Annotated in this window: 13 protein-coding genes; 6 read left to right on the forward strand and 7 right to left on the reverse strand. The window is 65.8% G+C overall.

The window, feature by feature from the left end:
* Positions 1 to 82 precede the first annotated feature (82 nt).
* On the forward strand, positions 83 to 1,012 hold the full coding sequence (locus ACWUI7_RS04685) for a 1,4-dihydroxy-2-naphthoate polyprenyltransferase (protein ID WP_496641053.1): 930 nt from the start codon (positions 83 to 85) through the stop codon (positions 1,010 to 1,012).
* Positions 1,012 to 2,091, forward strand: coding sequence for a mandelate racemase/muconate lactonizing enzyme family protein (locus ACWUI7_RS04690; protein ID WP_496641054.1), 1,080 nt, complete (start codon positions 1,012 to 1,014; stop codon positions 2,089 to 2,091). Before ACWUI7_RS04685 ends, ACWUI7_RS04690 begins: the two co-directional genes overlap by 1 nt.
* A 33-nt stretch (positions 2,092 to 2,124) precedes the next feature.
* Here ACWUI7_RS04690 and ACWUI7_RS04695 read toward each other — a convergent pair whose 3' ends face one another.
* Entirely contained in the window at positions 2,125 to 2,676 is a 552-nt protein-coding gene (locus tag ACWUI7_RS04695; protein WP_496641055.1) for a hypothetical protein, read from the reverse strand.
* Positions 2,677 to 2,797: 121 nt separating this feature from the next.
* Here ACWUI7_RS04695 and ACWUI7_RS04700 point away from each other — a divergent pair, with 121 nt between their 5' ends.
* Positions 2,798 to 5,482, forward strand: a complete 2,685-nt coding sequence (locus ACWUI7_RS04700; protein WP_496641056.1) for an AAA domain-containing protein — start codon at positions 2,798 to 2,800, stop codon at positions 5,480 to 5,482.
* Positions 5,483 to 5,514: 32 nt separating this feature from the next.
* On the opposite strand, the gene ACWUI7_RS04705 is transcribed toward ACWUI7_RS04700, so the two are convergent.
* From ACWUI7_RS04705 to ACWUI7_RS04720, 4 genes are all read right to left on the reverse strand, one after another.
* The gene (locus ACWUI7_RS04705) at positions 5,515 to 6,228 is read right to left on the reverse strand and encodes a DUF47 domain-containing protein (RefSeq protein WP_496641057.1); all 714 of its coding nucleotides are present in this window, start codon (positions 6,226 to 6,228) and stop codon (positions 5,515 to 5,517) included.
* 84 nt (positions 6,229 to 6,312) lie between these two features.
* Positions 6,313 to 7,008, reverse strand: a complete 696-nt coding sequence (locus ACWUI7_RS04710; RefSeq protein ID WP_496641058.1) for a halocyanin domain-containing protein — start codon at positions 7,006 to 7,008, stop codon at positions 6,313 to 6,315.
* Between the two features lie 74 nt (positions 7,009 to 7,082).
* Complete coding sequence (purF, locus tag ACWUI7_RS04715) at positions 7,083 to 8,582, reverse strand: amidophosphoribosyltransferase (RefSeq protein ID WP_496641059.1); 1,500 nt, start codon at positions 8,580 to 8,582, stop codon at positions 7,083 to 7,085.
* A gap of 91 nt (positions 8,583 to 8,673) precedes the next feature.
* Positions 8,674 to 9,141 carry an OsmC family protein gene (locus tag ACWUI7_RS04720; RefSeq protein ID WP_496641060.1) on the reverse strand — a complete coding sequence of 156 codons (468 nt, stop codon included), beginning with the start codon at positions 9,139 to 9,141 and terminating at the stop codon, positions 8,674 to 8,676.
* Positions 9,142 to 9,275: 134 nt separating this feature from the next.
* On the opposite strand from ACWUI7_RS04720, the gene ACWUI7_RS04725 reads away from it, so the two are divergent.
* Together ACWUI7_RS04725 and ACWUI7_RS04730 are read left to right on the forward strand one after the other, a co-directional pair.
* Positions 9,276 to 10,403, forward strand: coding sequence for an HAD-IA family hydrolase (locus ACWUI7_RS04725; RefSeq protein ID WP_496641061.1), 1,128 nt, complete (start codon positions 9,276 to 9,278; stop codon positions 10,401 to 10,403).
* Positions 10,404 to 10,526: 123 nt separating this feature from the next.
* Positions 10,527 to 11,189: an AIM24 family protein gene (locus tag ACWUI7_RS04730; protein ID WP_496641062.1), complete on the forward strand. Its 663-nt coding sequence runs from the start codon at positions 10,527 to 10,529 to the stop codon at positions 11,187 to 11,189.
* A gap of 62 nt (positions 11,190 to 11,251) precedes the next feature.
* Here ACWUI7_RS04730 and map read toward each other — a convergent pair whose 3' ends face one another.
* Positions 11,252 to 12,157 carry a type II methionyl aminopeptidase gene (map, locus tag ACWUI7_RS04735; RefSeq protein ID WP_496641063.1) on the reverse strand — a complete coding sequence of 302 codons (906 nt, stop codon included), beginning with the start codon at positions 12,155 to 12,157 and terminating at the stop codon, positions 11,252 to 11,254.
* A 96-nt stretch (positions 12,158 to 12,253) separates the two neighbouring features.
* On the opposite strand from map, the gene ACWUI7_RS04740 reads away from it, so the two are divergent.
* Entirely contained in the window at positions 12,254 to 12,721 is a 468-nt protein-coding gene (locus ACWUI7_RS04740) for a peroxiredoxin (protein ID WP_496641105.1), read from the forward strand.
* A gap of 42 nt (positions 12,722 to 12,763) precedes the next feature.
* Here the strand turns inward: ACWUI7_RS04740 and ACWUI7_RS04745 are convergent, their stop codons facing one another.
* Entirely contained in the window at positions 12,764 to 13,690 is a 927-nt protein-coding gene (locus tag ACWUI7_RS04745) for a DMT family transporter (RefSeq protein WP_496641064.1), read from the reverse strand.
* Positions 13,691 to 13,785 lie beyond the last annotated feature (95 nt).

Below are 13,785 nucleotides of genomic sequence, written 5' to 3' on the forward strand. Positions count from 1 at the left end.
GCCGGTGATGGCCTCCCGGCTGGGGCGACTGTGGCGTCGACCGATCCGAATCTTAAGTACGGTGACGCCCCAATGAATCGTAATGGCTACCCAGGTGTCGCGCCGTCGGGCGTGGGTGATCGCCGCGCGGCCACAGACGCTGCCGGCGGCGGCTGCACCGGTGATCGTTGGTGTCGGCCTCGCACTCGACGCGGGCGTGTTCGCCCCGCTGCCGGCGCTCGCCGCGCTCATCGGCGCGGCGCTCATCCAGATCGGGACCAACTTCGCGAACGACTACTACGACGCGATCCAGGGCGCCGACACCGACGACCGCGAGGGCTTTACCCGCGTCGTCGCCAGCGGCCTCATCGACCCGGGCGAAGTCAAACGCGCCATGTGGCTGACGTTTGCGGCCGCCATCGTCGTTGGAACCTTCCTCGTCGCCGTCGGCGGCGTCCCGATTCTCGTGATCGGGCTCGCGTCGGTCGCAGCCGGGATTGCCTACACTGGCGGCCCCTACCCGCTCGGATATCACGGGCTCGGCGACGTCTTCGTCTTCGTGTTCTTCGGTGTGATCGCGGTCACTGGGACCTACTACGTGCAGGCCGCAACCCTCACTGGCGGGCTGCTCCCGCTCGCGCCGCCCCCTGGAACACTCACGCTCACAGCGTTCATCGCGAGTCTCCCCGTCGCCGCGCTGTCGACGAACATCCTCGTCGTCAACAACGTCCGTGACCGCGAGGAGGACGCCAAGACGGGCAAACGAACGCTCGCGGTTCGATTCGGATACGGCTTCGCGCGGGCGCAGTACGCCGGACTTCTCGGACTCGCGTACGCCGTTCCGTGCTGGTTCGTCGCCACCGGGCACGGCCTCGCGGTCCTCCTCCCGCTCGCGACGCTGCCGCTCGCCGTCGGCGTCGCCAGAACTGTGCTAACGGAGACGGCCGGTGAGGCGCTCAACCCCGCACTCGAGTCGACCGGAAAACTGCTCGCGGCGTACGCCGTTACGTTCGCAGTCGGGCTCGGCATCTGATGCAGACGCGTCAGTTTGCGGTCCCGCTTTCGCGGCCACTCAGAACGGCTCGAGGAGCGATACGCGAGCGCCGCGGCCACCTCGTCGCCGTCGGACCCGCACTGGGAGACGACGTGCAAACGCGGGGAATCGGTGAAGCCACGCCGCTGCCCGGCTGGACGGAGTCGCCCGCGGCGTGTGCGTCTGCGCTCGCATCCGGCGACGCTGCCCGAGCCACGCTCGACGCGCCCGACCCGACAGCGATACCGGCCGCCCGCCACGGTGCCTCGCTCGCGCTCGCGGACGCAAATGCACGCGTAGACGGGCACCCGCTCGCCGCACACCTCGCCACCGACGCCGGGCTCTCGTCGCCCGCGCAATCGGTGCCGGTGAACGCGACGATCGGTGACGGGAACCCCACCGAGACCGCGACCGCCGCGTTACAGGCTGTCGATGGAGGAACCACCTGTCTCAAGGTGAAGATCGGCGCCCGGTCGGTCGATGCGGACGTGCGGCGACTTCGAGCGGTCCGAGATGCGGTCGGCCCGGCCGTCGAGGTACGTGCGGACGCGAACGGTGCCTGGGATTTCGAGACCGCTCGCCAGGCGCTCGACCGGCTCGAACCGATGGACCTCGCGTACGTCGAGCAGCCGCTTCCAGCGGCCGCATTGGCGTCGACGGCACGCCTCGCCCGGGCGAGTATCGTGCCGATCGCCGTAGACGAGTCACTCATTGAGTACGGTGTCGACGCGGTGCTCGCCGCCGACGCGGTCGACGTGGTCGTCCTCAAACCCATGGCGCTCGGCGGACCAGACCGAACCGTCGAGGCCGCCGTGCGGGCCCGGGCCGCCGGCGTCGAGCCCGTGGTCACGACGACGATCGACGCCGTGGTCGCCCGGACCGCAGCCGTGCACGTCGCCGCCGCGATACCGGACGTGTCGGCGTGCGGGCTCGCGACGGCCGGCTTACTCGAGGAGGACCTCGCGACGGATCCGTGCCCAGTCGAGGCGGGACGGGTGTCTGTTCCGGACGGACCGGGACTCGCCGGCGGTGCGTTCGACGATCTGATTGACTCGGTCGGCGGACACGATCTGCAGTGAGCCGCTCAGTCGGCCGTACGACGACGGCACCGATCACTGAAACCCGCGGTCGACGTCGTCGGCCTCGATGAGCTCGTCGAGCTCGGCCGAGAGCAGCGCTTCGGCCTCTTCGAACGTGTCGTTGAGCTCGTCGAGCTCGTCGGGGCGTCCATCGAACGCGTAGTCCATCGGTCCGAATGCCGGCGCGTCGACCGCTTCCATCACATCTTCGAAGAGGTGCTCGGGGTCCGTCGGCGCCTCCGCGTGGACGCGAAGCGTCTCTTCGAGCCGGGTCGCCATCGACGTCGCCTCGTCTTCGTCGGCTGGAGGGCGCCGGACGGCAAACCGTCCCTCGGCGTCCTGGGTAGGCAACAGCGGGTCGAGGTCGTCGTCGACCCGGCGGGCCACGCGCGTTCCGACGCCACGGAGATCACGCGGGTTCTTAGCGTACGTCTGTAGATGATATACCCCGACGGTCGGGTGGCCGAAGTAGAGGTCTTCGCCGAGTCCCGAGCGCCGGGATCCGGCGACGGCACGCCAGCTGTCCGGGTCGGTTGAGTCGCTCGCGACGTCCGCGAGAATGTCCTGCCAATCGCGTACGCGCATAGATGACAGTACGGGCGAGCGGCCGTATGAGCGTATCGGTCGGAGAGACCGCAACGACCGGCGACGACCGAGGACCTCGTGCACCGACAGCGTTTTTTTGCGACGACGACGACGGATGCGCGTGAAGATTCGGGGGCCCATCGTGTCGGTCGCGGAGCCGCGAACGGTGTCGACGTCGTCGGGTGAGCGCACGCTGTGTGAGATCGACGTCAGGCCGGACCGCGGCGAGCGGAGCCCTGTCACCGTCACGCTCTGGGGCGACTGGGCGGAGACGGCCGAGCACGCAGAGCCCGGGATGTCGCTGCTCGTCACCGAGGCGGTCGAGAACGACTACCGAGGCGAGACAGGATACGCGACGTCCAGCGATTCGTGGGTCGTCGTAGAGCCCGACTTCCTCGTCGACGTCACCGGTATCCGGTCGTGGGTGCAGTGTCCCCGGCTGTACTACCTCAACAAGCTCTCGGGCATCCCGCTCAACTATCCGGTGGTCAAGGGGACGATCGTCCACGAGGTGTTCGGCGACCTGCTTCGTGGCGTCGACCTCGAGACAGCGGTGGCAGACCGCGTCGAGGAGGCTGGGCTGGAGTTGGGGCTCCTCGGGTACGACCGTGTGACCGTCGAGGACGAGGTGCGGCGCAACGCGGCGGCGATCGAGGGCTGGCTCGCACAGGGGACGCTCGGCGACGACGACTCCTGGCGGTCCGAGTTCACGCTTCTCTCGCCGACGTTCGGCCTGAAGGGCCGAGCAGACGCCCTCCGGCGTGGAAGCCCCGTGGAGTTGAAGACCGGTAAGAACACCAACCGTGAGCCGCGGTTTCAAGACAAGATCCAAGCTGCCTGCTACGCACTCATGCTTGAAGAGCGAGGTGTCGACCAAGACCTCGCGACGTTGCTGTACACGAAAAACACCGCTCTCAACCGCTCGGACGCGTCAGGCGACCTCTCGCCGGCGAAGGAGTTCACTGTGGGCACCGGCCTGCTCCGGTTCGTCGTCCGTGAGCGCAACGCGCTGGCGGCGATGGAGTGGCGGGCGCTCCACGACTCGGCGGCTCGGCCAACGGTGCCGACCGGCCACGAGGCCGACGCGACGTGTTCGTACTGTTTCGAACAGGACACCTGTATGGTCGTCTCCGGCCGCCTCGACCAAGAGTCGAAAGCCGGCCAGGTCGGGACTCCGGTCCCCGAGGACGAGCGGGCGTACTTCGACCGATTCTACGTCGCGATCGAAGAAGAACGCCGGCAGACCCACGCGGAGTACCGCAAGCTGTGGGAACAGTCGCCCGGCGAGCGCGCAGCAGACGACCGCGCCCTGATCGACCTCGAACCGATCGCCCAGACGCAGGTCGACGACAACCGGTTCGAACTCCGCGCGCGAGTACCCGACGACGCGGTCTCGAAGCTGCGCGAGGGCGACGTGGCGCTCGCCAGCGACGGAACCCCGGTCGAGGGGCATGCCGAGCTCTGTCGAATCACCACCCTCGAGGACACGGTCGTCGTCGAGACGGACGAGCCCGTCGAGCTCCGTCGGCTCGACGTCTATCCCTCCGAGATTTCTGTCGACCGGATGCTCACCGCCCTCCATGATGCGGTGTTGAAAGGCGATGAACGGCGTAAAGACGTGGTATTCGGCCGGCACGAGCCGTCCTTTCGTGACCGCTCGGCGGGTGAGGATCGACCGGCATACATCGACAACAACGCGGCCCAGGACGCGGCCGTCGCGCTCGCGGTCGATGCCGAGGACTGTGCGCTGATCCACGGCCCGCCTGGGACGGGCAAGACGTACACGATCGCCCAGACGATCCGAGCCCTCGTCGAGAGCGGCAACCGCGTCCTGCTCGCCGCCTTCACCAACCGGGCCGTCGACAACGCAATCGAAGCGCTTCGCGACCAAGGGTTCGACGACGTGTGTCGGATCGGCTCGGAGAGCGGCGTTCGTCACGATATGCACGACCTCCGTCTCGTCGAACGTGGCGATCCGGACGCCAAAGCGGCCGAGTTGCGATCGGCGCCGGTGGTCGCGGCGACGACGGCGGCGTGTGGGTCACGGGTCCTCCGCGAGTGTTCGTTTGACGTGGCGCTTGTCGACGAGGCCTCACAGCTAACCGAGCCGAGCACGCACGCGGCGATCGCACTGGCGGACCGGTTCGTGCTCGTCGGCGACCACCAGCAGCTCCCGCCCGTCGTTCGCGCCGAGAACGACCTCGAACGGTCCTTGTTCGAGCGCCTCATCGAGGCGTATCCAGACGCGAGCGTGCTGCTCGACCAGCAGTATCGCATGAGCCAGCGCATCCAGGCGTTCTCGTCGGCCGCGTTCTACGACGGGGCGCTCAGACCGGCGATGCCTGCGGTGGCACGACGGAGCCTCGAGGACCTCGCCGACCTCGACGCGCTTCCCACGGGGCTTGACGGTGGGGTCGCGGTCGTTGACCCCGGCGGGACACAGGATGGCAACCGAAACGTCACCGAGGCGCGCCGGGTAGCCGAGATCGTCGACGCCTACAGGGCCGCCGGCGTCGACCCCGAAGACATCGGTGTGATCGCTCCGTTCCGCGCACAGGTCGCCGAGATTGGCGGACACACAGACGTGACAGTCGACACTGTCGACCGATTTCAGGGCTCTGCAAAGGAGGTGATCGTCGTCTCGTTCGTTGCCACAGGTTCTCTCGACGGGCCGATATTCGAGGACCACCGCCGAGTGAACGTGGCGCTCACGCGGGCGAAACGCCAGCTCACCCTCGTCTGTGACACCGACGCACTAGCGAGTGACCCCTTCTACGCGCGGATGCTCGAGTGGGCCCAACGGTGAGCTGGGAGGGGGAGCCGTCGTCGCCGTTCGGCTCACTCGGCCGCGTCTGGGTCGGCTTCGGTGACGATCCCCGGCTCCGTGCTCGCGATGACGATCATCCGGTCGGTGAGGTCTTCGATCGTGTTCGCGAGCTCGTCGAGTAAGATCGCGAGCTCCCGGTAGACGAGCGGCGTGTCGATCGACTCGTCGGCGAAGGCGGTCGCGATGGCGTCGTTTCGAAGCTCGTCACAGGCGCTCTCGAGTTCCCGGATCGTCTCGATGTCGTCGACGAGCGTGTGGGTGACGTCGCTTTGGGTGAGCCCACGGACGAAGTCGCCGACGACCGACTCCAGTGCCGCCGTCATCTCAACTATCAGGTCAGCCATCTCGCGCATGTCGGCGAACGGTTCGACATCGGCCGGCGGGCGCATCATTACGACTTCTTGGACGATGCGTTCGGTGTGGTTCGCGACCACGTCGAGCGTCTTGTACAGGTCGATGAGTGCCGACTCGTTGAACGTGATTCTGGTGTTGAGCAGTCCAATATCGTCGGGGCCGGCGTTGGTGATCACACTGGTCAGCTCGCGAACACGCTTGTCGCATTCGCTCTCGATAGTGCCGATCTCTGCGGCCGTCTCGGCAGGGTCGTCGGTCGTCGTGTACGCCTCGAGTGCGACCGGAAGGAGGCGGACACAGTCGTGTATCCGCTCGAGGTACGCGTCGGTCTGTGTCTCAAGTCGCTCGCCAAAGTCGCCGTCGGTGACCATACACGTCGTGACAGTACGCAGGGATAAAACGGTTCGTCGATAGAGTGGGGTGCAGACGTCGACAGTGAGGGCACGAGTCGACGACTACTGGTGCTCAGCGCGTGTGTGTGCGGCATAAAACAACGGCACGAGGAGTGCGCCAGCGACACCCAAGCTGAGCGCGAGCGCGAGGATATCGCCGGTCGTGAGTCCGTCTCCGCGCTGGCCGTCAGTCGACTCCGCCGTCTCGTTCTCCGCGGTTTCGTTGTTGCTCATCTCGTCACTGCTCGTCCCGTCGCCCGGCATCACGAGCTGGTCGTCCACCTCGCCGATCGCGACGACGCCTTTCATCCCGACGGCCTGATGCGGCGTACAGAGATACGCGAAGGCGTCACCGGCGGTAGCGTCAGCGAAGGTGTACTCGAAGGTGTGGCCGGCCTCGCCGACGGTCTCACCGCTGTCGAAGGTCCCGTCGTCGGCGACCACGTTGTGCGCGCCGCCGGCACCGGTCCACTCCCACACCACGGTCGTCCCCGGGTCAACCAGGATCGCTGCCGGTCCAAACACCAGTCCGTTCTCGCCTGCCCCGACCGCGACAGTGACCTCGTCGCGGCCGCGGTAGTCGTGTGTGCCGTCGTAGTTCGGGACGTCAGCCAGCCAGTCGCCGTACTGGGCGCTCACCGAGGCCGAGCCCGCGGTGAGGCCCGCTGTGGCGGCAGCGCCAACGCTCCCCACGCGGAGAAATCGGCGGCGACCGAGTGACGGACTGGCGGTCGGCGGCGCGTCGGAATTCGAGTGCATGCGTAGGCATCGGTTGGTCGGCGTCTTCAACCACCCGATATCTCGTGCCGTCTCGATGACACCGTTGCCCGCGATCAGTCGTCTGCTGCGGGGGCGTCGGCGGGTGGTGCCTCAACCGGTCGATCGGTCTCTTCGCCATCGACGTCGAACGGATACGCACCCGTCACACAGCCCAGGCAGAGGTTTGCACGCGAGGCGTCGAGCGCCGCGGCGACCGCGTCGATAGAGAGGTACGCGAGCGAGTCGGCACCGACGGCGTCGCGGATCGCCGCCGGAGACTGATCCGCGGCGATGAGCTCCTCGCGGGTCGCCATGTCGATTCCGAAGTAACACGGCGCAACGATCGGTGGCGCACCGATCCGAAGGTGTACCTCCTCGGCACCGGCCTCTCTAACCAGGTCGACGAGCTGCGTCGAGGTGGTGCCACGGACGATGGAGTCGTCGATGATCGTGACCGACTTGCCCTCAACCGTCGAGCGAATTGGGTTGAGCTTCAGTCTGACGGCGCGCTCGCGCTCGTCTTGGGTCGGCATGATGAACGTCCGGCCGACGTAGCGGTTCTTCATCAGCCCCTCTGCGAACTCGATGCCTCCCTCTCCTTCCGGGCGGGGCGCACCATCGGCGTCCGTCTCGGCGGCCGCGTCGGCGTACCCGGAGGCGAACGCCCGACCGGAGTCAGGCACGGGCATCACCACGTCGGATTCGACGCCGGACTCCTCCCAGAGCTTTCGGCCCAGCTCGCGGCGAACCTCATAGACGAGCGACCCGTCGATGACGGAGTCGGGTCGGGCGAAGTAGACGTGCTCGAAAAAGCAGTGCGCGGTCGACTCGGCTTCGATGAGTTGGTACGTGTCGTAGTCGGAGCCGTCCGGCTCCAAGACGACGAGTTCGCCTGGCTTGACGTCGCGAACCAGCTCACCGTCGAGAGTGTCGATGGCGGCGGATTCACTGGCGAGGACGTAGCCGTCCTCAAGTTTGCCGAGACAGAGGGGGCGGTTGCCGAGTGGGTCGCGCACGCCAAAGACGGTGTCGTCGTGTGAGATGGCGAGCGAGTACGAGCCGTGGATACGTTTCATCGTGTGTTTGACCGCACGAACGAGGTCTTCTTCGAGGAGGTTTCGTGCGAGATCGTGAGCGATCACCTCAGTATCGCCGTCAGAAGTAAACGCGTGGCCCGCGGCCGCAAGCTCCTCGCGGACCTCGTCGGCGTTCACGAGGTTGCCGTTGTGTGACAACCCCAGCGAGCCGGATTTAAACGAGACCGAAAACGGCTGTGCACAGCTCTTGTCTAAGCTCCCGGCGGTGGGATACCGGACGTGACCGATACCTGTTGAACCGGCCAGCGACTCAAGATCACCAGGGTCGAACGCGTCGCCGACGAGTCCGCGTTCGACATGTGTGTGTTGTTGAAACCCGTCGTGGGTGACGATCCCCGCCGATTCCTGTCCGCGGTGTTGGAGGGCATACAGCGCGTAGTACAATGGTCGCGCCGCCGAACGGTCAGCGAGAGAGACACCGACGATACCACACTTCTCACGCGGTTCGTCGCCGGCGAGGTCTCCACCGGAGTGCATGGCTTACAGTGTGTGTGGCGACGATAAAAAACCCTCGTGTTCGTGGCATACCGACCCACTGGTTCACCCACAGGTATGCACGTTTGTGGATCTATTCGAGGGAGAGGTCGACAGGGGTTTCAGCGGCGAGATTGTCGCTTACCGGACACCGGTCCTCGGTTCGCTCGAGCCACTCGCGTTCGGTCTCGTCGTCGACGGGGTCGCCTGCCGCGTCGGTTACCTCGGCCTGAATCGACGCGGTGATCTGCTGGTACCCCGCGCGTGAGTCGACGTCTGCGCCCTGAAACCGTGCTGGGTCCAGTTCACCTTCGACGTCTACGGCAAGCGACCCGATGTCAAGGTCCATCTCTGCGGCGACCGCGTGGCCGACAATACTGAGGCACCCGCCGAGCGCGCCGAGGAGGTACTCAACCGGGTTCGGACCCTCGTTCGTCCCACCAAGTGACTCCGGCTCGTCGATCACGTACGCGAAGTCGCGCGTCTCGACGCGGACCCGCGTGCCGGCTTCGAGTTCGGTGTGTGCGTCGAACGTCACGGACTGCTGGCCTGATTCGCTCATACGCCACCATTCATTCGGGACACACTTCAGCGTCGCCAGAATTCTCAGTGCCCGACGATGTGCACGGCCGTAGACCGAACAGATGCCCAGAAGGCTGTACATACTATTCAGGAATCCCGTAGGCGGTTCAGGACATGAGCCGGCCACCGCTCACCGCGTCACCGTCAGGCACCACCGATGACCGACCGAGGGTTGAACGCGTTTGCGACAGCGAGGAGGTACAGCATCTCCTCGAGATACTCACCGACCAGCGGTGTCGGGCGATCCTCGATGCGACGAGCGATACGATCCTCTCGACGCGTGAGATCGCCGAGGCATGTGAGTTCCCCCTCTCAACGACGTATCGAAAGGTCGAGTCGCTCACCGAGGCGGACCTCCTCGACGAACGCGTCAGGGTCAAGTGCTCGGGTCGACGCCCGAGCTCGATCGTGGTCCGACATGCCTCCCTCCTCGCAGAGACCACTCGTAACTGGGCGCCCACTACTCAGCACGCTATCGGCACCACAATCGCGTCTCGATCGGTCAGTTTCGACCTTGTGTGGCGTTTTCGAGCGGCAAAACCGGGTTGTTCATCTATCACACTGGCGTATGGCTGCCCGATGAGTGATCGACGCTACGACGGTCTCCTCTTGGATCACGACGGCGTCATCGTGACGCTGTGTTCACGATCGACACTGCGGAGCGCCGCTCGCGAGGCGTTTGCCGACGTCGGCGTGGATCGTCCCGCTGCTGCCGACGTCGACACGATAACGATACGGGTCTCCCCGACAGACCTCCGATCGGTCGCCGGGCGACACGCCCTCGACGCAGAGCGATTGTGGCGTGCACGTGAGGATCGAATTGAGGCCGCGCTCACGTCGGCCGTGGAGACGGGCGAGAAGGTGCCGTACGACGATGTGGCGTGTCTGGAGTCGGTGTCAGTTCCCCTCGGCGTGGTGAGTAACAATCAACAGCGGATCGTCGAGCACGTCCTCGGCGCACACGGACTCAACCATCTCTTCGAGACGGTACACGCCCGGCCGCCGACGCTCGCGAGCCTCGACGACAAGAAGCCGGCACCGACGTACCTCGAGGCCGCTGCGGGACGGCTCGGCTGCTCGAACCCATTGTTCGTCGGCGACAGCGACACCGACGTCATCGCCGGACAGCGGGCCGGCTTCGAGACGGCACTGCTGCGACGGTCGCACAACGCAGAGCGCGACCTCGACGTCAAGCCGACCGTCGACGCCTCAAGTCTCGACGATATCGTCGCCGAGCTCTGAGCAGTGCCTGACGGGAGCGAACCGCCGTGGGAGAGACGACGGCATCGCGCTTGCTTTCTCCCAACACTTCATATGTGAAGCGGCGGAACTTCGTCAGGAGTCGGGGCACCCGGCTCGGTATCCATGGACATCGACGAGTTCACCACACAACACGCACCGACGACGTCCGAACAGCCGTTCGAACTCGAAAACGAGTACACGCTCGACGTATCCGTCGACGGGTCGGTCTCTGCCAAAGCCGGATCGATGGTCGCGTACGACGGCGACCTCTCGTTCACCGGCCGCGCAAGCGCATCCGGCGGCATCACGGGGTTCCTCAAGGAGGCGGCGACCGGGGAAGGGACACCAGTGATGACCGTCGAGGGGACCGGCAACGTCTATCTCGCAGACGACGGCAAGAAGGTGCAGGTGATCACACTCGGAGCCCGTGACTCGATCACGGTGAACGGCGAGGACGTCCTCGCGTTCGAATCGAGCGTCGACTACGACATCAGCACGATAGACAGCCTGGCCGGGTCCTTTGCGGGCGGCTTCACCAACGTGTATCTCGAGGGACCGGGCGCCGTCGCCATCACGACCCACGGGAGCCCGGTGGTGTTCGAACCCCCGGTCACCACCGACCCGAGCGCGACCGTCGCCTGGAGCCGAACGACACCGAACGTCAAGGTGAACCGAAGCCTCTCAGACATGGTCGGCCAGGAGTCCGGCGAGCGGTTCCAAATGCGCTTCGACGGTACAGACGGGTTTGTCGTCGTGCAGCCGTACGAGGAACACGGGGAGCCGTAGTCGACGCGGATCGTATCGAGTGTCGGTAGCAAGCCGCTCGCGGGCGGGACGGTCGGTCTCGTCTAGTCGAAGCTGTGGATCCCGGCTGTCGTCACCTCGACACCGTCGTCGGTGATCAACAGCGTGTGCTCGGCCTGGCTCACGAGGGCGTCGTCCGCCTCCTTGAGCACGGGATAGCCTTTGATCGCGTTTGCCTGTTTGAGCCGGCGAAGCGACATGTTCACCCGGTCGCCTTCGAGCCACCGCGCGGCGAACGGAAGCCCGTCGAACGCTTCGATCGCCTCGAGCGTCTCTCGGGCGCGACGGTCGCGGACGCTTCGGGATCGCTCAAGCTCGTATATTTCCTCGTCGGTCCCCTCTCCAACCTTTCCGCGGCCGTCAGTCGCGAACGGCTCGATGGCAACTGTCTGGCCGGGCTCCAACTCGACGGAACGGTCGACACCGCGATTTGGCACGGTTGGCCCGGTATGTGCATCGTAGCGCTCGACGCCGTGTCCAGAGAGATTGAGCACGGGCGTGTAGCCGTAGCCACGGATCACATCCTCTATCGCCTGGCCAACGACGCCGACCTCGACACCGGGTCCTGCCTCGTCGACCGCGGCCTCAAGTGCCATTTCGGCCGCCTCAACGAGCTCTGGAGTATCAGTGTGGTCAACAGTAACTGCCGCATCGGCGATATATCCGTCGACGTGGACGCCGACGTCGAGACACACCATCTCTTGGCCGAACTCGGTCTCATCATCGCGGGCGGGCGTGGCGTGTGAGGCCTCGGCGTCGACGCTGAGATTGACCGGAAATGCCAGTCCCGCGTCGCTCTCCCGGACGAAGTCTTCGACCCACTCTGCGACCGCAAGCTGTCTCCGGCCCGGTTCCACCATCGACCGCGCCTCGGTCACCGCCTCCGCCAACACCGCGCCGGCCGTTCGATAGCTCTCGATCGCGTCGTCGTCGAGGGGTCCGTGAGTCATACCGCGTGGTTCGGTGAGCGCCCGCAAAGAGGTTGCGGGACTGCGCGGATGGACCGAGACCGCGGACGCTATGTGACCGCCGACGGAATTTCATCCATGCTCGATCCCGGCGACAGCGCCCCGCCGTTCAGCCTTGTGAACCACGAGGGAGTGCGTGTCTCGCTCTCGGACCTCGATGCGACACACGTGGTCGTCTACTTTTATCCGAGAGCCGACACGCCGGGATGCACGGCCGAAGCGTGTGGCTTTCGCGACGAGTGGGAGCGGTTCCGCGAGGCCGACGTCGACGTGGTCGGTATCAGCGACGATCCGATCACCGATCTCGACGCGTTCGCGTCGGCACACGACCTCCCCTTTCAGCTCCTCTCCGATCCGGACGGGGAGGTTGCGGCCGCCTACGACGCCTACGGCGAGAAACAGCTGTTCGGCCGCGTCGTAGAAGGGGTGTTTCGGAACACGTACGTGCTTGACTCGACGGGGACGGTCGTGCTCACCTACGAGGGTGTCTCGCCCGCAGACCACGCGGCAGATGTGCTTAGAGATATCGCGGCGCTCGAGGAGTGACAGACGGCCGAGTCCACAGCACACCGACGCAGTGAACGCGGCTCATCGACGATCGGCGACCAGCGCGACGATCCCCGGGAGCTCGTCTGCGATCGCCCGCCGCTTCAACAGCCCGAATCCGGCGAGGATCACGACGAAGCCGACGATGGTGAGCGCCGTCACCGTCTCCGCGAGGAGGACGACGCCGGCGACCGTGGCGACGACCGGCACGACGTACGACACGAGGTTGATCTCGAAGGGGCCGAGCTGATCGAGCAGGGTGAAGTAGATACTGTAGGCCACAGCAGACGAGAGCACGCCGAGGAAGCCGAGCGCGAGGAGTGCCATCGGCGCCATCGATGGGAGCTGTTGGGTCTCGCCGACGCTGGCGCTTGCCGTGTGGATGACCATGCCGCCGAACAACATCGACCAGCCGGTAAGCGTGACACTCGAGAGTCGGGTCTCTACGATGCGGAGGCCGACGCTGCTGACCGAGACGGCGAGCACGCCGAGGAAGATGAGCCCGACGCCGAGCGTCACCCCGCTGGTAAGCGTACTTGGACTCGGCCGGGCCACGAGGCCGACCCCGACGAACGCGAGCACGACTCCGATCGCCCCGCGCGCGTCGAGACCGGACTCACCGAGCCAGACCGCGGCGGCCGCGGCTGTGACGATGGGGACGAGGCTGTAGGTGATCGAAGCGACCCCGCTCGTGGTGTATTGCTGGCCGGTGAACAACAGCGAGTTGTTGGCGGCGACGTTGAGTCCGCCGCCAAGTCCGATCGCCGCGAGGTCACCGCGTGTCCGCGGGAGTGGACTCGAGTCAGTGAGCCAGACGTACGTCAATAAGACGACGGCGGCGACGTCAAACCGGTAGGCTGCGTACAAAAGCGGCGGATAGTACGAAAGGCCGACTTCGATGGCGACGAACGATCCACCCCAGAGACCGGCGAGAATAAGAAAGAGAAGGGCACTGCGGTACCGAGACACTATGTTATCGTCGAATCGCCCGTCGCTTAGATGTGTCTATTTCGTTGTTTGATGCAACAATAAAAAACCGGAGTCTAGGACGGAAACGGAACCAC

The sequence above is a fragment of the Halorubrum orientale genome (genome assembly GCF_059623105.1).